Origin of the sequence: Pseudomonas sp. IB20 (assembly GCF_009707325.1) — a bacterium.
Classification (GTDB): domain Bacteria; phylum Pseudomonadota; class Gammaproteobacteria; order Pseudomonadales; family Pseudomonadaceae; genus Aquipseudomonas.
The window spans coordinates 1884038-1900663 of record NZ_CP046103.1 but is presented as its reverse complement, the minus strand read 5'-3'; the positions used below and the strand labels follow the sequence as shown (position 1 = coordinate 1900663).

General features: G+C 62.0%; 18 protein-coding genes. 14 read left to right on the top strand and 4 right to left on the bottom strand.

The window, feature by feature from the left end; all coding sequences use genetic code 11:
• Positions 1-66 precede the first annotated feature (66 nt).
• Complete coding sequence (gene leuD / locus GJU48_RS08910) at positions 67-681, bottom strand: 3-isopropylmalate dehydratase small subunit (protein ID WP_094952093.1); 615 nt, start codon at positions 679-681, stop codon at positions 67-69.
• Positions 678-2096: a 3-isopropylmalate dehydratase large subunit gene (leuC, locus tag GJU48_RS08905; RefSeq protein WP_094952094.1), complete on the bottom strand. Its 1419-nt coding sequence runs from the start codon at positions 2094-2096 to the stop codon at positions 678-680. The genes leuD and leuC overlap by 4 nt, the downstream gene beginning before the upstream one ends.
• Before the next feature lie 287 nt (positions 2097-2383).
• Between leuC and GJU48_RS08900 the strand changes: the two genes are divergently transcribed.
• The 8 genes from GJU48_RS08900 to GJU48_RS08865 are packed head-to-tail and all read left to right on the top strand — an operon-like array spanning position 2384 to position 8555.
• A complete protein-coding gene (locus tag GJU48_RS08900) occupies positions 2384-3586 on the top strand; it encodes a PepSY-associated TM helix domain-containing protein (RefSeq protein WP_094952095.1) in 1203 nt (400 codons plus the stop codon).
• Positions 3583-4122 (top strand): thiamine pyrophosphate-binding protein, encoded by a 540-nt coding sequence (locus GJU48_RS08895; protein ID WP_094952096.1) that lies wholly within the window; start codon positions 3583-3585, stop codon positions 4120-4122. The genes GJU48_RS08900 and GJU48_RS08895 overlap by 4 nt, the downstream gene beginning before the upstream one ends.
• On the top strand, positions 4119-4448 hold the full coding sequence (locus tag GJU48_RS08890; RefSeq protein WP_094952097.1) for a hypothetical protein: 330 nt from the start codon (positions 4119-4121) through the stop codon (positions 4446-4448). The genes GJU48_RS08895 and GJU48_RS08890 overlap by 4 nt, the downstream gene beginning before the upstream one ends.
• Entirely contained in the window at positions 4445-5005 is a 561-nt protein-coding gene (locus GJU48_RS08885; protein ID WP_094952099.1) for a DUF6162 family protein, read from the top strand. The genes GJU48_RS08890 and GJU48_RS08885 overlap by 4 nt, the downstream gene beginning before the upstream one ends.
• A gap of 19 nt (positions 5006-5024) precedes the next feature.
• On the top strand, positions 5025-5945 hold the full coding sequence (locus GJU48_RS08880; protein ID WP_094952100.1) for a metal ABC transporter substrate-binding protein: 921 nt from the start codon (positions 5025-5027) through the stop codon (positions 5943-5945).
• Positions 5942-6688, top strand: coding sequence for a metal ABC transporter ATP-binding protein (locus GJU48_RS08875; RefSeq protein ID WP_094952101.1), 747 nt, complete (start codon positions 5942-5944; stop codon positions 6686-6688). The genes GJU48_RS08880 and GJU48_RS08875 overlap by 4 nt, the downstream gene beginning before the upstream one ends.
• Positions 6685-7584 carry a metal ABC transporter permease gene (locus GJU48_RS08870; protein WP_094952102.1) on the top strand — a complete coding sequence of 300 codons (900 nt, stop codon included), beginning with the start codon at positions 6685-6687 and terminating at the stop codon, positions 7582-7584. The genes GJU48_RS08875 and GJU48_RS08870 overlap by 4 nt, the downstream gene beginning before the upstream one ends.
• On the top strand, positions 7584-8555 hold the full coding sequence (locus GJU48_RS08865) for a metal ABC transporter substrate-binding protein (protein WP_094952103.1): 972 nt from the start codon (positions 7584-7586) through the stop codon (positions 8553-8555). Before GJU48_RS08870 ends, GJU48_RS08865 begins: the two co-directional genes overlap by 1 nt.
• Positions 8556-8722: 167 nt before the next feature.
• Here GJU48_RS08865 and GJU48_RS08860 read toward each other — a convergent pair whose 3' ends face one another.
• The gene (locus GJU48_RS08860) at positions 8723-9436 is read right to left on the bottom strand and encodes a UTRA domain-containing protein (protein ID WP_094952104.1); all 714 of its coding nucleotides are present in this window, start codon (positions 9434-9436) and stop codon (positions 8723-8725) included.
• A 608-nt stretch (positions 9437-10044) separates the two neighbouring features.
• Between GJU48_RS08860 and GJU48_RS08855 the strand changes: the two genes are divergently transcribed.
• From GJU48_RS08855 to GJU48_RS08830, 6 genes are all read left to right on the top strand, one after another.
• Entirely contained in the window at positions 10045-11112 is a 1068-nt protein-coding gene (locus GJU48_RS08855) for an ABC transporter substrate-binding protein (RefSeq protein WP_094952105.1), read from the top strand.
• 208 nt (positions 11113-11320) lie between these two features.
• Entirely contained in the window at positions 11321-12127 is an 807-nt protein-coding gene (locus tag GJU48_RS08850) for an alkaline phosphatase family protein (protein ID WP_094952106.1), read from the top strand.
• Between the two features lie 5 nt (positions 12128-12132).
• Complete coding sequence (locus GJU48_RS08845) at positions 12133-12969, top strand: ABC transporter permease (protein WP_176462973.1); 837 nt, start codon at positions 12133-12135, stop codon at positions 12967-12969.
• Positions 12956-13756 (top strand): ABC transporter permease, encoded by an 801-nt coding sequence (locus GJU48_RS08840; RefSeq protein ID WP_094952108.1) that lies wholly within the window; start codon positions 12956-12958, stop codon positions 13754-13756. Before GJU48_RS08845 ends, GJU48_RS08840 begins: the two co-directional genes overlap by 14 nt.
• Positions 13753-14742: an ABC transporter ATP-binding protein gene (locus GJU48_RS08835; protein WP_094952109.1), complete on the top strand. Its 990-nt coding sequence runs from the start codon at positions 13753-13755 to the stop codon at positions 14740-14742. The genes GJU48_RS08840 and GJU48_RS08835 overlap by 4 nt, the downstream gene beginning before the upstream one ends.
• Before the next feature lie 29 nt (positions 14743-14771).
• Entirely contained in the window at positions 14772-15425 is a 654-nt protein-coding gene (locus GJU48_RS08830) for an HAD family hydrolase (RefSeq protein ID WP_094952110.1), read from the top strand.
• Positions 15426-15568: 143 nt separating this feature from the next.
• On the opposite strand, the gene GJU48_RS08825 is transcribed toward GJU48_RS08830, so the two are convergent.
• On the bottom strand, positions 15569-16531 hold the full coding sequence (locus GJU48_RS08825) for a zinc-binding dehydrogenase (protein ID WP_094952111.1): 963 nt from the start codon (positions 16529-16531) through the stop codon (positions 15569-15571).
• Positions 16532-16626 lie beyond the last annotated feature (95 nt).

Here is a 16626-nt window from a genome sequence, read left to right as displayed (position 1 = left end):
GCGCCTCTTCGCACGCCCTCTTATTAAATAGAGGGCGTTCTTTCTACGTATATAACTACGTAATTCTCAACTTAGCCAAGGGTAGGCAGCCAAATGCCTGCGCTCAAACGCTTTGATTTGCTCACTGCGCTGCAAGGTGCTGCCAATCGCGTCCAGGCCGAGCAACAGCGCGGTTTTGCGCAAGGTATCGAGCTGGAACGGGATGACCTGGCCATCGGCCAGCCGAATCTGCTGTGCCTCAAGGTCTACGCTGATCTGCGCCTGGGCAGCCTGGCTGACGGTCTGCCCGAGTTTCTGCAATATCGCCTCGTCCAAGGTAATCAACAACACCCCGTTACGCTGGCAGTTGTCATAGAAAATCCCGGCAAAGCTGCTGCCGATCAGCGCGCGGATGCCCATTTGTTTCAAGCCCCACACCGCGTGTTCGCGGCTGGAGCCACAGCCGAAGTTCGGCCCAACCACCATGAAGCTCGCACCCTGCCAGGCCGGCTGGTTCAGCACGAACGCTGGGTTGGGCTGGCCGGACGCTAGAAATCGCAGGTCGAAGAACAGCCCACGGTCCAGACCGCTGCGGTCGATGCCCTTGAGAAACTGCTTGGGCATGATCACGTCGGTGTCGATATTCGCCGCCAGCATCGGCGCGGCTTTGCCGGTGACCAGAGTGAACGGTTGCAGGCTCATACACGGTCTCCAAAGTGGCGAATATCGGTGAGGCGGCCCGTGATCGCGGCGGCGGCCACCATCGCCGGGCTCATCAGGTGCGTGCGTGCACCCGCGCCCTGGCGGCCTTCGAAGTTACGGTTGGTGCTGGAGGCGCAGCGGTCGCCGGCGGCGAGCACATCGTCGTTCATCGCCAGGCACATCGAGCAGCCGGACTGGCGCCATTCGAAACCGGCGTCGATAAAGATCGCCGCCAGCCCTTCGGCCTCGGCCTGGTCGCGCACCTCGGTGGAGCCGGGCACGATCATCGCCCGCACGTGGTCGGCCACGTGTTTACCGCGCACCACGCTGGCGGCGTCGCGCAGATCTTCGATGCGGGCGTTGGTGCAGGAGCCGATAAACGCATGGCTGATGACGATATCGCTGAGCGGCATGCCGGCTTCCAGGCCCATGTAGTTGAGGGCCCGACGCATGTCCTGGCGCAGGATCAGGTCGCTGACGTCCTGCGGGTCGGGCACCCGAGCGCCGATAGGCGCGGCTTGGTCGGGGCTGGTGCCCCAGGTGACCATCGGCGCCAGGGTGTTGGCATCCAGATACACTTCGCGGTCGAACACGGCGCCTGCGTCCGAATGCAGTTGGCGCCAGCCCACCAGTGCCTGCTCCCACAGCTCGCCCTGCGGCGCGCGGGGCTTGCCCTTGAGGTAGGCGAAGACTTTTTCGTCCGGCGCCATGAAGGCGCCACGCGCACCGGCTTCCACCGCCATGTTGCAGATGGTCATGCGCGCTTCGACGCTCAGCGAATCAATGGTGGAACCGCGAAATTCGATGGCGTAACCGGTGGCACCGGACGCACCGATCTTGCCGATCAGCGCCATGATCACGTCTTTGGAGGTCAGGCCTGGCGCCAGCGCCCCTGTGACCGTCACGCGCAGGCTTTTCAGGCGCTTGTAGACCAGCGTCTGCGAAGCCAGCAGGTGCTCGATTTCCGAAGTGCCGATGCCAAACCCGAACGCGCCGAGGGCGCCGTAGGTGGTGGTGTGGCTGTCACCGGCGGCGATCACCATGCCCGGCAGGATGAAACCCTGCTCCGGGGCGATCACGTGTTCGATGCCTTGGCGCTTGTCGAGGATATCCAGCAGCTCAATGCCGAAGTCGCGGCAGTTTTGCGCCAGATACGACACCTGCCGCGCCCCGCCCGCATCCGGCATCGCCGCGATGCGCTTGGGCGTGGTGGGGTTTACATGGTCGACCACCGCCAATGCCGTGCCGGGGCGCCACACCTTGCGCCCAGCCTCGCGCAGGCCGCTGAAGGCCTGGGGGCTGGTGTATTCGTTGATCACCTGACGGTCGATATAAAGCAGCACATGGCCCTGGTCATCCAAGGGGCACACCGTGTGGGAATCGATGTGTTTGTCGTAGAGGGTTCTGGCAGTCATTTTTCTTAGGGCTCACGTTCTTGGGGCTGGCTCAACGGCATACACCCATCCTACGCAGCCACCCCGCCTCATCAATGGCGCCAGGGTGATGGCTTGGAACATGTTTCGTGTTCGATCTGCACCTCAAAGCACTGCGAATGTGAACCTGAAACATTTTCTTTCATATCTGACTTAGGGATTTCTGATTCTCATCCGTCTTAACTTAGATACAGCCCGTCGCGTCAGCAAAAGCTACGACCGGCCTTTTCCGGGCCTCTTTCGCCCCTCCGATCAAGATCCTCATTCACATGTCGAAGAAGTCGCGCTCCAAACTCTGGTTTCTCGTGCATAGCTGGCTGGCATTGCCCATCTGGTTCTTTGTGCTGATTGTCTGCGTCACCGGCACCCTGGCGGTGGTCAGCCAGGAAATCGTCTGGCTGGCCAACCCGGACATCCGCGCCAGCAAACCATCGGATGACGCCGAACTGCTGAGCTTTGACCAGGTGATCGCGGCCATCAAGCGCGACGAACCCCAGGCAATCGTGCAGTCCATCGTGCGTCCGGATGAATCGCACTTTGCCCTCAGTGTCGACCTCAGCTACCCCGACGGGCGCTCCGTGGAGGTCTACGTCAACCCGTTCACCGGCGCGATCCAGGGCATCAGCCCGTCGTTCAACTTCAAGCAATTTACCCGCGCCCTGCACGGCTGGTGGCTGGTGCCGTTCACCAATGGCTTCAGCTGGGGCTGGTACCTGGTCTCGGCGCTCGGTCTGCCGTTGCTGGCGTCGCTGGTCACCGGGCTGGTGGTCTACAAGCGCTTCTGGAAGGGCTTTCTGCGCCCTACGCTGCGCATCCGCCACGGCGCGCGGATCTTCTGGGGCGATTTCCACCGCCTGAGCGGTATCTGGTCGATCTGGTTTATTGCGGTGATTTCCATCACCGGCACCTGGTTCCTGATCCAGGCGATCCTGGGGGACAACCAGATTTCCATCTCCAGCGAACCGATCGTGCCGGTGATTGCCCGCGAGAAGGTGCCGACGTCTGCGCCCGGCGTGCCGGCACCGATGATCCCGCTGGACGACGCCATCAAGATTGCCACCCAACGCATTCCCGGGCTGGACGCCACGTTCGTGTTCCTGCCGCTCAATGCCTACAGCCACCTGCAGATTGGCGGGCGCGGCTGGTACCCGCTGATGTTCCAGACCGCCCAGCTCAACCCATACAGCGGCGAGATTGCGGTGTCGCACTTGCTGTCCGACCGCTCGACGCTGGAGTTCGTCACCGAATCCATGCGCCCACTGCACACCGGCGACTTTGGCGGGCTGTGGATCAAGCTGATCTGGGCATTCTTCGGCCTGGTGCTGAGCATGATGGTATTGAGCGGCCTGCTGATCTGGACCAAGCGCACCGCCCTGGCCACCCTCAACGCCCTCAAGCGCGAAGCCAAGACGCAACGTGCGCCGGCTTCCATCCCAGCCATGCACGCTGAAACCTCGCAGGCCCACTCATGAGCAAGGTCGCTCGCGCTACGCCCCCTTCGCCGCTGCGCGCCTTTTGGCTGAAATGGCGGTTCCACATCAACATCCTGCTGTTGCTGGTGCCGCTGGGGTTCATGCCCAAATACTTTGCCGATGCCGCGTTGTTTCGCGGCGACAGCGGCATTGGTGAGCGGGTGGTCGGGGACGTGCAGGTCGGGCCCTGGAGCCTGAAGCTCGCCGAGTTCCGCAATGAAGGCCCAAGCCCGGACCCGGCCGGCCCGATGAAATTCTTCAACGCCGCCCTGTGCGACACCTGCGCCGAGCAGGTCAAGGCCACCTACCTGCGCATCGGCAAACCGCGCAGCCTGCGCGCCGCCGGGGTGATCTTCTTTGGTACGCCGTACCGCATGGGCGCCGCCTTGCCGGTGCCGGAACGCACGCCGGCCGACGCCGAACTGTGGGTCACCATGGAAGGCTGGGACGGCACGATGCACCAGGGTTCCATCCCGCTGAGCCAGGCCTCGCCTGCCACCATTGCCTGGCTGAACAAGCAAGGAGTTAAACCATGACTTTCAAGCGCCTGACCCGCGCCTGCGCCGCACTGTTGCTCGGCGCCGGTTTCAGTATCGTGGCCCTGGCCCACAACCCGATGTGCGAATGCAAAGAGATCCCCGGCGAGCAGATCCAGTGCACCGGCGGTTTCTCCGACGGCAGCGGCGCCCCGGGTGTGACCCTGGACGTGATCGGCTACGACGAAACCATCCTGCTGCCCGGCAAACTCGGCCAGGACTCGACCCTGACCTTCAAGAAGCCTGCGGCCGAGTTCTATGTGCTGTTTGATGCAGGCCCCGGCCACGTCGTGGAAATCGACCAAGCGGATATCCAACCTCGATGAGTACCACACAGGTAGTCCGCCCGGCCGGTGCCGGCCACGAAACCCTCTACGTGCTACTGCTGTGCCTGATCATCCTCGCGGTGGCAGGCTCGGTGATTGCCCTGCACGGTGAAACCCAGGAAGTTGCGGCGCTGCCCAGCCACCAGTTGGATGCGCGCCGCGACCTCAGCGCCGCCGAGCAAGGCATCTACGCCGACCTGCGGGTGACCCTGGATGAGATCCAACTGCTGCAACAGGAGCAAAGCGCGCTGCCGACGCCTGAGCAACTGGCCGAAGAAGGGTTTGCGCCGTTTGCCCAGGACGCCAGTTCGGTCAGCCGTGGCGACCATCGCTGGCAGTTGCTGGCGCCGTCGGCCTATGTAGGTCTAAGCCAGACGCCCAGTGCCAGCGGCTCGCTGCTGATGCGCGTGCACGGCGCCGAGCCGGATATCTGGCTCAACCGCCAAGCCAACCTCGCCGCCCCTTCCGACCTCACTGACCAGGCGCTGATCGCTGCCGGCTGGCAACAGGTGGTCGCGCAATTCGATGCCGGCGTTACGCGCCAGCACCGTCACTGACCGAGAAGACCGATTGCCCATGTCTATTTCATCTCCCCTGTTGCGCCTGTTGCTGGTCAGCCTGTTCAGTTTGATGCTGGCACCTTTGGCGAACGCCGAGGCAGCCAAACGCCTGCGCATCGGCATCACCCTGCACCCTTATTACAGCTACGTCACCAATGTCGTCGGCGACAAGGCCGAGGTGGTGCCGTTGATTCCGGCCGGTTTCAACCCGCACGCCTACGAGCCGCGCGCCGATGACATCAAGCGCATCGGCACGCTGGACGTGATCGTGCTCAACGGCGTCGGCCATGACGATTTCGCCGACCGCATGATCGCCACCAGCGAGCGCCCGGGCATCCCGGTGATCGAGGCCAATGCCAACGTGCCGCTGCTGGCCGCCACCGGCAATGCCGCGCGCGGTGCGGGCAAAGTGGTCAACCCGCACACCTTCCTGTCGATCAGCGCCTCGATTGCCCAGGTCAACAACATCGCCCGAGAGCTGGGCAAACTTGACCCGGACAACGCCAAAACCTACACCCAGAACGCCCGCGCCTACAGCAAGCGCCTGCGCCAGATGCGCGCCGACGCCCTGGCCAAGCTGACCAGCGCGCCCAACCCGGATCTGCGCGTAGCCACTGTGCACGCGGCCTATGACTACCTGCTGCGCGAGTTCGGCCTGGAAGTCACCGCCGTGGTCGAGCCGGCCCACGGCATCGAACCGAGCCCCAGCCAGCTGAAAAAGACCATCGACGAACTGCGCGCCCTGGACGTGAAGGTGATCTTCTCGGAGATGGATTTCCCATCCACCTACGTCGAGACCATCCAGCGTGAATCCGGGGTCAAGCTGTACCCGCTGTCGCATATCTCCTACGGCGAATACACGCCTGAAAAGTACGAAGTGGAAATGACCGGCAACCTCAACACTGTGGTGCGGGCGATTCAGGAGTCGGGGGCATGACGGCGGCAGAGCACCTGAAGGTGGCCAGCATTGGCCCGACCCTCGACTTCGACAAGGTCTCGCTGACCTTGGGCCGCACCGTGATCCTCGATGGCGTGAGTTTCCAGGTCCAGCCGGGCAGCATCCACGCATTGGTCGGCCCGAATGGCGGCGGTAAAAGCTCGCTGATCAAGACCCTGCTGGGGCAAACGCCACACCAAGGGCAGTTGCGCCTCGAGTGGCCGACCACACCCGGCACCGTCGGCTATGTACCGCAGGCGTTGGAGTTCGACCGGGGCTTGCCGATGACTGTCGACGACTTCATGGCGGCCATGTGTCAGCGGCGCCCGGCGTTTCTTGGTTTGTCCAAGCATTACGCCGGGGCAATTGGCGAGGCGCTGGAACGGGTGGGCATGCAGGACAAACGTAAACGCCGCATGGGTGCGTTGTCCGGCGGTGAGCGTCAGCGCGTGTTGCTGGCCCAGGGCCTGATCCCGGCACCGCACCTGCTGGTGCTGGATGAACCGATGTCGGCCCTCGATGAAGCCGGCATCCAGGTTTTCGAAAGGCTGATCAATGACTGGCGCCTGGCCGGGATCACCGTGCTGTGGATCGAACACGACCTGGACGCCGTGGGCCGCCTGGCCGACCGCGTTACCGGCCTGAACCGCCGCGTGCTGTTCGACGCCACGCCCAAAGAGGCGCTGACCCCGGATCGCCTGTTGACCCTGTTCTCCACTCACCCTCGGAGCCCGGCGCAATGAGTTATGAAGCGTTTCGTTTGATGGTCCAGGGCTGGGCCTCTTCCGGCTATCTGCCGGAAGCGCTGGCCTATGGGTTTGTGGTCAATGCCTTGCTCGCCGGTTTGCTGATCGGCCCGGTACTGGGCGGCCTGGGCACGCTGGTGGTGGTCAAGCGCTTCGCGTTTTTCTCCGAAGCGGTCGGGCATGCCGCACTGACCGGCGTGGCCGTGGGCATTCTGTTGGGTGAACCCTACACCGGGCCGTATGGTGCGCTGTTCGGTTACTGCCTGTTGTTCGGCATCCTGCTCAACTACCTGCGCAACCGCACCGGCCTGGCGCCGGACACCTTGATCGGCGTGTTCCTCTCGGTGTCCCTGGCGTTGGGCGCGAGCCTGCTGCTGATCCTGGCGGGCAAGATCAACGTGCACATCCTCGAGAACGTGCTGTTTGGGTCGGTATTGACGGTCAACGGCAACGATTTGCTGGTACTGGCCGTGGTTGGCTCACTGGTGATGGCCCTGGCGCTGCCGCTTTACAACCGCATCATGCTCGCCAGTTTCAACCCGCAACTGGCCGCCGTGCGCGGTGTGGCCGTGAAGACCCTGGATTATTTGTTTGTGATCCTGGTGACGTTGATCACCGTGGCGGCGGTCAAGGTGATCGGCGCGATTCTGGTTGGCGCGCTGCTGGTGATTCCGGCAGCCGCCGCTCGCCTGCTGAGCCAGTCGCTCAAAGGCTTTTTCTGGATCTCGGTGGTGATCGCCACGGTGAGTACGCTGTGCGGCATCCTGCTGCCGATCATCTTCGACCTGCCTATCCCGTCCGGTGCCGCGATCATTCTGGTGGCCGGTATCGCCTTCGCCTTCGCCGCCATCGCGCGCGGCACCGTGCCCAGCCTCAAAGGGAATCTTGGATAATGCGCCCTGTCTTTCGCCCACTGGCCTTGGCCATCGCCTGTTTGCTCAGCACCTCGGCGCTGGCCGCCGTCGACGGTTTTAATCCCAACGAGTTCAAAGTCAACCAAGGCCTCGGCCATGCCGCCCTGACCAAGGCCAAGAAGCCGGTCAAGGTTCTGGCCTCGCTGCCCATCACGTACGGCTTGGCCGAGGTGCTGCTCAAAGGTACCGACGTGAAGCTTGAGCGCGCCGCGCCGCCCAACCTGCCCGGCTCGCGGCAGGTGTCCTACTTCACCGGCCGTGGCGCGCAGGCGTTGAACAGCCTGGCCCAGGACGCCGACGCCACCATCGGCCTGCGATCGCTGTGGGCGGATGACCCGCTGTACCCGGTGGCGCGGCGCAGCAATATCCGCATCATCGAAGTTGACGCCGCACGCCCGGTGGACGGCGGCTTGCCGGGTATCGCCGTGCAGCCGGGCAGCACCGATGGACTGAACAGCCAGCCGTGGCAGTCGAGCAACAACATGGGGCGCATGGCCGACGTGATGGCCGCCGACCTGAGCCGCCTGGCGCCCAGCGCCAAACCAAAGATCGACGCCAACCTCGCCGCCCTCAAACAGCGCCTGCTCAAACTCAACGCCGACAGCGAAGCGCGACTGGCCCAGGCGGACAACCTGAGCGTGGTCAGCCTGAGCGATCACTTTGCGTATCTGATCAGCAGCTTGAACCTGGAAGTGGTCAGCACCGATGCACGGCCGGATGCCGATTGGACGCCTGAGGCGTTACAGGCGTTAACCGCCAGCTTGAAGGGCAGCGACGTGGCCGTGGTGCTGCATCACCGCCAGCCGAGTGAAGCGGTGAAAGCGGCGGTGACGGCATCCGGTGCGCAGTTATTGGTGTTGAACGTCGACAGTGCGGACCCGGTGGCGGAGTTGGAAAGCAATGTGGATCAGGTGCTCAAAACACTGATGCCTGACTCAGAGTTCTTGTGACAAACAGGCTTGCTGTGGCGAGCGGGCTTGCCCCGCGCTGGGCTGCGCAGCAGCCCCAATAAGACCGCCGCGTTCTTTCAGACCAATCACCTTCGAAGGTTTTGGGGCTGCTGCGCAGCCCAACGCAGGGCAAGCCTGCTCGCCACAACAAGCCCGCCCCCGCAGCGTCACACCACATCCACCCCCACATGAATCGCATCATGCCGCCAAAACTCCAGGTCGCAGTCGATCAAACGCTGGTGCTGGTCATAATTGACCCGGGCAATGCGCAGGCCTGGGCTGCCCACCGACACGCGCAACGCGGCGGCGGCCTCCACCGGCAGTGACGTCGGCACAATCTCAAAACGCACGCGCCCGTAATGCAGGTCGTACTTGCGCGCATACAGCTCGGTCATCGACTGATTCAAATCACACGCCAGAATCCCTGGAAAATACTGCGGGTTCAGGTAGTGCTCCACATACAACACCAAGCGCCCATCAATCCGCCGGCTACGGCAGATCTGGATCACACTCGACAATGCCGGCAACTGCAGCCAGGCACACACCGCCGCCGACGCCGGTTGCAGCCGCGCCGAAATCACCTCCGTAGACGCCACCCGCCCCTGGTCGCTGACCATCGCGTGAAAGTGGCTGCGCTGCATCAGGTTATAGGCCAGGCGTGGCGGCGAAACAAACCAGCCACGGCGCTCTTCGCGATAAATCTGCCCTTGGGCTTCCAGCTGTAACAAGGCTTCCCGCACGGTAATGCGCGTGGTACCAAACAACTCGCTGAGCTTGCGCTCGGCGGGCAACTTACTGGCAGGTGGCAGCAGGCCATGGTCGATCTGCTCTTGCAGCGCCAGGCCGATGGATGTCACCGCCTTGATTGCCTCATCACGCATTAACGTTACCTATCTGGACTAGACCAGCACCGTTCAGGTGCACAAACCGCGCTGTATTCGGGCGTCTGCTGTTGCTTGCTAGCCTAGGCATAACAGATGACCGACAGATGACAGTCCCTGTCCACACCCGCCTCCATACCCTGCAATACATCGGCCAAGTCCAGGGCCTGCGGGTACTTGAGCATGGTCTACGCTGAGTCTGGAATGAGCGACATAAGCGATTTAAAAACGACATCGACATGAAACTGTCATCCAGCGAGCCTAGATTGGCTCAGGTATTGCTCTGACCTAGACCAAACGGGGCGATTCATCACTGATTTCTTGGGGCGCGCCGGGCCCTCGGTTGGGGAAGGCGCGAGGAGCGCGATTTGGTTTTTCCAAATAAGCTCCGAGTAACGCAGCCCAGCACACTAACAGGCCCGGCCCTTCGGGTTGTGCCTAAAAGCAAGCCAGGCTGCGTTTGCAGCCTGGCAAGGAAACAACCTTCCGCGGACTGCGCCTTGCCTGGCCGGCTTTCAGGCGCAACGCGCCCCAAGAAATCAGTGATGAACCGCCCCCCGCACACGTTCATAAAAACGCCGCGTTGAAAACGCCCAAAGGAGCTTCGGATGAAAAAGCTTTTCCTGGCATCACTGTTAGGCTCGACCATTGCCATGTGCACCGCCGCCATGGCCGCTGACACCGATTTGAAAACTTTGGAAGCCGCCGCGAAAGCGGAAGGCGCCATCAACAGCGTCGGCATGCCCGATGACTGGGCCAACTGGAAAGGCACCTGGGAAGACCTGGCCAAGACCTACGGCCTCAAGCACATCGACACCGACATGAGCTCGGCCCAGGAAATCGCCAAGTTCGCCGCCGAGAAAGACAACGCCAGCGCCGATATCGGTGACGTCGGCGCCGCCTTCGGCCCAATCGCGGTGAAACAGGGCGTGGCCCAGCCGTACAAGCCGACCACTTGGGCACAAGTGCCGGATTGGGCAAAAGATAAAGACGGCAACTGGGCACTGGCCTACACCGGCACCATCGCCTTTATCGTCAACAAAAAACTGCTGCACGGCTCCGAAGCCCCGAAAAGCTGGGCTGATCTTAAGACCGGAAAATACAAAGTCTCCATCGGTGACGTGAGCACCGCCGCCCAAGCCGCCAACGGCGTGCTGGCTGCAGCCTTGGCCAACGGTGGCGACGAGAAGAACATCCAGCCTGCGCTGCTGATGTTTGCCGAGATCGCCAAGCAAGGCCGCCTGTCGCTGGCCAACCCGACCATCGCCACCATGGAAAAAGGCGAAGTCGAAGTGGGCGTGGTTTGGGACTTCAACGGCCTGAGCTACAAAGCCAAGATGGCCAACCCGGATGACTACGTGGTGCTGATCCCCTCGGACGGCTCGGTGATTTCCGGCTACACCACCATCATCAACAAATACGCCAAGCACCCGAACGCCGCCAAGCTGACCCGCGAGTACATCTTCAGCGACGCCGGCCAGACCAACCTGGCGCGCGGCAACGCTCGGCCTATCCGTGCCGAGCACCTGACCCTGCCGGCCGATGTACAGGCCAAGCTGCTGCCGAACGAGCAGTACAAGAAAGTCACGCCGATCAAAGATGCCGACGCTTGGGAGAAGACCTCCAAGGCACTGCCGCAGAAGTGGCAGGAAGAAGTCATTATCAATATGCAGTAAGGCCTGAGCTGTAAACACGGTCAGTGTAGGCGCTGGCTTGTGTGGGAGCCGGGCTTGCCCGCGATGCAGACGACTCGGTGTTTCATGTGATCCGAGGTGATGCTATCGCAGGCAAGCCAGCTCCCACACAGGCCCGCTCCCACATTTTTCACTCAGTTCCCCCCAGAAAACCGAACCAAGTCTAATCCGTTGCGGAGCCCCAGCCCCTATGAAGCACAACGTCATCCTTGTGGTGCTCGACGGCCTGAACTACGAGGTTGCCCGCCATGCTATGGGACATCTGCAGGCCTATATCGGCGCAGGACGCGCAGCGCTTTACAAACTGGACTGCGAACTGCCGGCCCTGTCCCGGCCCTTGTATGAATGCATCCTCACCGGCGTGCCACCGATCGACAGCGGCATCGTCCACAACCATGTCTCGCGCCTGTCCAACCAGCGCAGCATTTTCCATTACGCCACCGACGCAGGTCTCACCACCGCGGCGGCGGCTTACCACTGGGTCAGCGAGTTGTATAACCGCACACCCTTTATTGCCGCGCGTGACCGTCATACCGACGACAAGGCGCTGGCGATCCAGCACGGGCATTTCTACTGGAATGACCACTACCCGGACTCGCACCTGTTTGCTGACGCCGAGAGCCTGCGCCACAAACACGCGCCGAATTTCCTGCTGGTGCACCCAATGAACATTGACGACGCTGGCCACAAGCATGGCCTGGACACCGCGCAATACCGCAACAGCGCGCGCTCGGCCGACATCATCCTTGCCGACTACCTGCAAGGCTGGCTCGACGCCGGCTACCAGGTGCTGGTGACCGCCGACCACGGCATGAACAACGATCGCTCGCACAACGGCCTATTGCCGGAAGAACGCGAAGTACCGCTGTTCGTGCTGGGTTCGGCGTTTAACTTCGACCCCGCTGCCAGCCCTAAGCAAACCGACCTGTGCGGCACCGTCTGCGAGCTGCTGGGTGTGCCCCATGACAAACCTGTATGCCGGGAGCTGTTGAAGTGAACGCCATGACCCGTAGCAAATGGCTGGCGATCCTGTGCCTAGTGCCCTTTGCGCTGTTCTTTATCGTGTTTGAAATCGCCCCGCTGGTGTGGGTAATGATCAACAGCCTGCAATCGGAAGAGTTCGGCTGGGGCCTGGCCAACTTCACCAAGATCTTCAGTTCGAAGTTCTACCTGCAGGCCATCCAGTACAGCCTGGAGATCAGCTTCTACTCCAGCGTGTTCGGCATCCTCATCTCAGTGCTCGGTAGCTATTCGTTACGCCGCGTCGATGGGCGGTTGCGCAATTTCGTCACCGCCTTCGCCAACATGACCAGCAACTTTGCCGGTGTGCCACTGGCCTTCGCCTTCATCATCCTGCTGGGCTTCAACGGCAGCATCACTATCATGCTCAAGCAGGCCGGAATCATTCAGGACTTCAACCTGTACTCCAAGACTGGCCTGATCATTCTTTACACCTACTTCCAGATTCCACTGGGCGTGCTGCTGCTCTACCCGGCCTTTGATGCGTTGCGCGAAGACTGGCGCGAATCGGCCTCCCTGCTTGGCGCCAGCAGCTGGCAGTTCTGGCGGCACATCGGCCTGCCGGTGCTCACCCCGGCACTGCTCGGCACCTTCGTGATCCTGCTGGCCAACGCCCTTGGCGCCTATGCCACGGTGTACGCGCTGACCACAGGCAACTTCAACGTATTGCCAATCCGCATCGCGGCGATGGTCTCCGGCGACATCTCCCTGGACCCGAACATGGCCAGTGCCCTGGCCGTGGTGCTGGTGGCGCTGATGACCGTGGTCACCGTGGTCCATCAACTGCTGCTCAAGAGGAGCTACCATGTCTCGCGCTGAAGCCGGCTCGGCCGCCCTCTACCATCGCGTAGTGGTGTACCTGTTGTTTGCGATCCTGGTGTTGCCGCTGGTGGGCACCTTTGTCTACTCGATTGCCAGCAGTTGGTCGGCGACCATCCTGCCCTCCGGCTTCACGCTGAAATGGTACGTGCAACTGTGGAGCGACCCGCGCTTTTTGGCCGCTTTCGGTCAGTCGCTGCTGGTATGTGTGGGCGCGTTGGTCCTGTCGGTGGTGCTGATTCTGCCGCTGCTGTTCGTGGTGCATTACCACTTCCCCCGACTCGACGCGCTGATGAACATCCTCATCCTGCTGCCCTTCGCGGTGCCGCCGGTGGTGTCGTCGGTGGGCTTGCTGCAACTCTACGGCTCCGGGCCGCTGGCGATGGTGGGCACACCGTGGATCCTGATCGGCTGCTACTTCACCGTGGCGCTGCCGTTCATGTACCGCGCGATCACCAACAACCTGCAAGCGATCAACCTGCGTGACCTGATGGACGCCTCGCAGCTACTCGGCGCCAGCACCTGGCAGGCGGCGATCCTGGTGGTGCTGCCGAACCTGCGCAAAGGCCTGATGGTGGCGCTGCTGCTGTCGTTCTCGTTCCTGTTCGGCGAGTTCGTGTTCGCCAATATCCTGGTGGGCACCCGCTACGAAACCCTGCAGGTGTACCTCAACAACATGCGCAACACGAGCGGCCACTTCACCAGTGCCATCGTCATTTCCTACTTCTTCTTTGTGCTGGTGCTGACCTGGGCCGCCAATATCTTGAACAAGGACAAAAGCCAATGAGCTTCGTCAGCGTCCAACACCTGCAAAAAGGCTACGCCGGCACCCCGGTGTTCAGTGATATCAATTGCGAGATCGCCAAGGGCGAATTCGTCACCCTGCTCGGCCCGTCCGGTTGCGGCAAGTCGACCTTGCTGCGCTGCATCGCCGGCCTCACCTCGGTGGACAGTGGCCAAATTCTGCTGGATGGCCAGGACATCGTGCCCCTGAGCCCACAGAAACGGCATATCGGCATGGTGTTCCAGAGCTATGCGCTGTTCCCCAACATGACCGTGGAACAGAACGTCGCCTTCGGCCTGCGCATGCAAAAGGTCAACGCCGACGACAGCCACAAGCGCGTGCAGGAAGTGCTGCAATTGGTGGAACTCAAGGAGCTCGCTGGCCGTTATCCGCACCAGATGTCCGGCGGCCAGTGCCAGCGCGTGGCCCTCGCCCGCTCCCTGGTGACTCGCCCGCGCCTGTTGCTGCTGGATGAACCGCTGTCGGCGCTGGATGCACGGATTCGCAAGCACCTGCGCGAGCAGATCCGCCAGATCCAGCGCGAACTGGGGCTGACCACGATTTTCGTGACCCATGACCAGGAAGAAGCACTGACCATGTCCGACCGCATCTTCCTGATGAATCAGGGCAAGATCGTACAAAGCGGCGATGCCGAGACCCTTTACACTGCACCGGTGGATGTATTCGCCGCCGGTTTTATCGGCAACTACAACCTGCTCGACGCAGACAAGGCCAGCCAGTTGCTGCAACGCCCGATCAGCGGGCGCATCGCGATTCGCCCGGAGGCCATCGAACTGAGCCGCAGCGGCGAGCTGGACGCACTGGTGCGCAGCCACAGCCTGCTGGGCAACGTGATTCGCTACCGCATCGAAGCGCGCGGCGTGCAGTTGGTGGTGGATGTACTCAACCGTTCGGCCGACGACCTGCACCCGGATGGCCAGCGTTTGGCACTTTCCATCGACCCCAGTGCGTTGTGTGAAGTAGCCTGACGCGACGATTTAATGAGAGAGCATGACGGATGGCATTGGTAATTTTTGATTTGGACGACACCCTGATCCACGGCGACTGCGCCACCCTGTGGAGCGAGCAGATGGGCCGCCTGGGCTGGGTCGACCCTGAGTCGTTTATGCGCAAGAACAACGAATTGATGGACGCCTACAGCCAGGGCAAGCTGCGCATGGAAGACTTCATGGCCTTCAGCCTGGAGCCGATGATCGGCCGCACGCCGGAAGAAATCGAGCACCTGGTGGAACCCTGGGTCGAGGACGTTATTGAGCCGCTGATCTACAGCGACGCCACCAAGACCATCGCCCGGCACCGTGCGAATGGCGACCGGGTCCTGGTGATTTCCGCCTCGGGCACGCATTTGGTCACGCCGATTGCGGCACGCATCGGTATCGACGAAGTGTTGGGAATTGATCTTGACGTCAGCCATGGCGCGTACAGCGGCCGTACCGTGGGTGTACTGACTTACCGTGAAGGCAAGATCACGCGGTTGCTCGAATGGTTAGAGCGCGAAGGTGAGACGCTGGAGGGTGCGTATTTCTACTCGGATTCGCGCAATGATTTGCCATTGCTGCTGAAGGTCGATCACCCGCAGGTGGTGAACCCGGACCCGGTGTTGCGCGAGCATGCCGAGAAGGCCGGCTGGCCGATCCACAACTGGGTGTGACCCCGACTTATTTGAATTGAAATCCAATCCACTGTGGGAGCGGGCTTGCCCGCGATAACGGTGTATCAGATGAAACATTCTTCACTGAGACACTGCTATCGCAGGCAAGCCAGCTCCCACATTGAACGCATTCCAGTTCAGAGTCAGGCCAAACTGTCGTCAATCACCAACACCAACTTCCCGGAGATCTGGTTGGTCGCCAACTCGGCAAACGCCGCCTCGGCATCCTTGATCGGGAAGGTCTTGGCCAGTTGCGGGCTCAAGCGCCTCTCGGCAAACAGCGGCCATACATGCTGGCTCAAGTCACTGAACAGGTCCGCCTTGAACTGATCACTGCGGCTGCGCAGGGTTGAGCCGAGCAGCTGGATACGCTTGCCCAGCACCTGCGCCAGGTCAAGCTGCGCGTCGCGCCCGCCCATCAAGCCAATCAACACCCAGCGACCGTCCAGGGCCAGCAGCTTGAGGTCCAGCGCCGCATAGTTGCCACCCACCGGGTCGAGGATCACGTCAAACGGCCCGAAATCGCGCAGCCCTTCAATCCCCTCAGTACGTACAACACCACCCTGGGCGCCGAGTGCTTCGCAGTAGGCCAGGCGCTCCGCCGAGCCGACGCTGACCCAGCACGGGCTGCCAAACGCCTTGCACAGCTGGATCGCCGCCGAGCCCACGCCACTGGCGCCGGCATGCAGTAATACTTTTTCACCGGGTTTTAGACCCGCCAGCTGGAACAGATTCAGCCACGCCGTGCTGTACACCTCAGGCAACGCCGCTGCTTCGGTCAGCGACAAGCCTTCCGGCACTGGCAGCACGTGGCGCGCATCCACCACCACTTCTTCGGCCATGCCGCCACCGGCCAGCAGCGCGCAGACGCGATCGCCGACCTGCCAGGACGACCCCGGCCCCACTTCGCTGATGATCCCGGAACACTCAAGACCGAGCACAGCGCTGGCCCCGGGCGGTGGCGGATAGAGCCCCGCGCGCTGTAATAAATCGGCGCGGTTGAGGCCCGCAGCCGCCACACGAATGCGAACTTGGCCTACATCGCAGGTAGGACTGGGTTCTGTCAGCCACTCCACATGACCTTCAACGCCTTGCAATGCTTTCACAGTGCCTCCATAGTGAGTCTGGACTGAGCCCGTTGCTGTAGCGCCGGGCTTTTTGCATTATGCGACCGGATCATATGGAACCGGCTCCCTCAAAG

What these genes read in the sequence shown, in the direction of transcription:
- leuD (WP_094952093.1), bottom strand. Translation starts at nt 681, where the DNA reads ATGAGCCTGCAACCGTTCACTCTGGTCACCGGCAAAGCCGCGCCGATG.
- leuC (WP_094952094.1), bottom strand. Translation starts at nt 2,096, where the DNA reads ATGACTGCCAGAACCCTCTACGACAAACACATCGATTCCCACACGGTG.
- GJU48_RS08900 (WP_094952095.1), top strand. Translation starts at nt 2,384, where the DNA reads ATGTCGAAGAAGTCGCGCTCCAAACTCTGGTTTCTCGTGCATAGCTGG.
- GJU48_RS08895 (WP_094952096.1), top strand. Translation starts at nt 3,583, where the DNA reads ATGAGCAAGGTCGCTCGCGCTACGCCCCCTTCGCCGCTGCGCGCCTTT.
- GJU48_RS08890 (WP_094952097.1), top strand. Translation starts at nt 4,119, where the DNA reads ATGACTTTCAAGCGCCTGACCCGCGCCTGCGCCGCACTGTTGCTCGGC.
- GJU48_RS08885 (WP_094952099.1), top strand. Translation starts at nt 4,445, where the DNA reads ATGAGTACCACACAGGTAGTCCGCCCGGCCGGTGCCGGCCACGAAACC.
- GJU48_RS08880 (WP_094952100.1), top strand. Translation starts at nt 5,025, where the DNA reads ATGTCTATTTCATCTCCCCTGTTGCGCCTGTTGCTGGTCAGCCTGTTC.
- GJU48_RS08875 (WP_094952101.1), top strand. Translation starts at nt 5,942, where the DNA reads ATGACGGCGGCAGAGCACCTGAAGGTGGCCAGCATTGGCCCGACCCTC.
- GJU48_RS08870 (WP_094952102.1), top strand. Translation starts at nt 6,685, where the DNA reads ATGAGTTATGAAGCGTTTCGTTTGATGGTCCAGGGCTGGGCCTCTTCC.
- GJU48_RS08865 (WP_094952103.1), top strand. Translation starts at nt 7,584, where the DNA reads ATGCGCCCTGTCTTTCGCCCACTGGCCTTGGCCATCGCCTGTTTGCTC.
- GJU48_RS08860 (WP_094952104.1), bottom strand. Translation starts at nt 9,436, where the DNA reads ATGCGTGATGAGGCAATCAAGGCGGTGACATCCATCGGCCTGGCGCTG.
- GJU48_RS08855 (WP_094952105.1), top strand. Translation starts at nt 10,045, where the DNA reads ATGAAAAAGCTTTTCCTGGCATCACTGTTAGGCTCGACCATTGCCATG.
- GJU48_RS08850 (WP_094952106.1), top strand. Translation starts at nt 11,321, where the DNA reads ATGAAGCACAACGTCATCCTTGTGGTGCTCGACGGCCTGAACTACGAG.
- GJU48_RS08845 (WP_176462973.1), top strand. Translation starts at nt 12,133, where the DNA reads ATGACCCGTAGCAAATGGCTGGCGATCCTGTGCCTAGTGCCCTTTGCG.
- GJU48_RS08840 (WP_094952108.1), top strand. Translation starts at nt 12,956, where the DNA reads ATGTCTCGCGCTGAAGCCGGCTCGGCCGCCCTCTACCATCGCGTAGTG.
- GJU48_RS08835 (WP_094952109.1), top strand. Translation starts at nt 13,753, where the DNA reads ATGAGCTTCGTCAGCGTCCAACACCTGCAAAAAGGCTACGCCGGCACC.
- GJU48_RS08830 (WP_094952110.1), top strand. Translation starts at nt 14,772, where the DNA reads ATGGCATTGGTAATTTTTGATTTGGACGACACCCTGATCCACGGCGAC.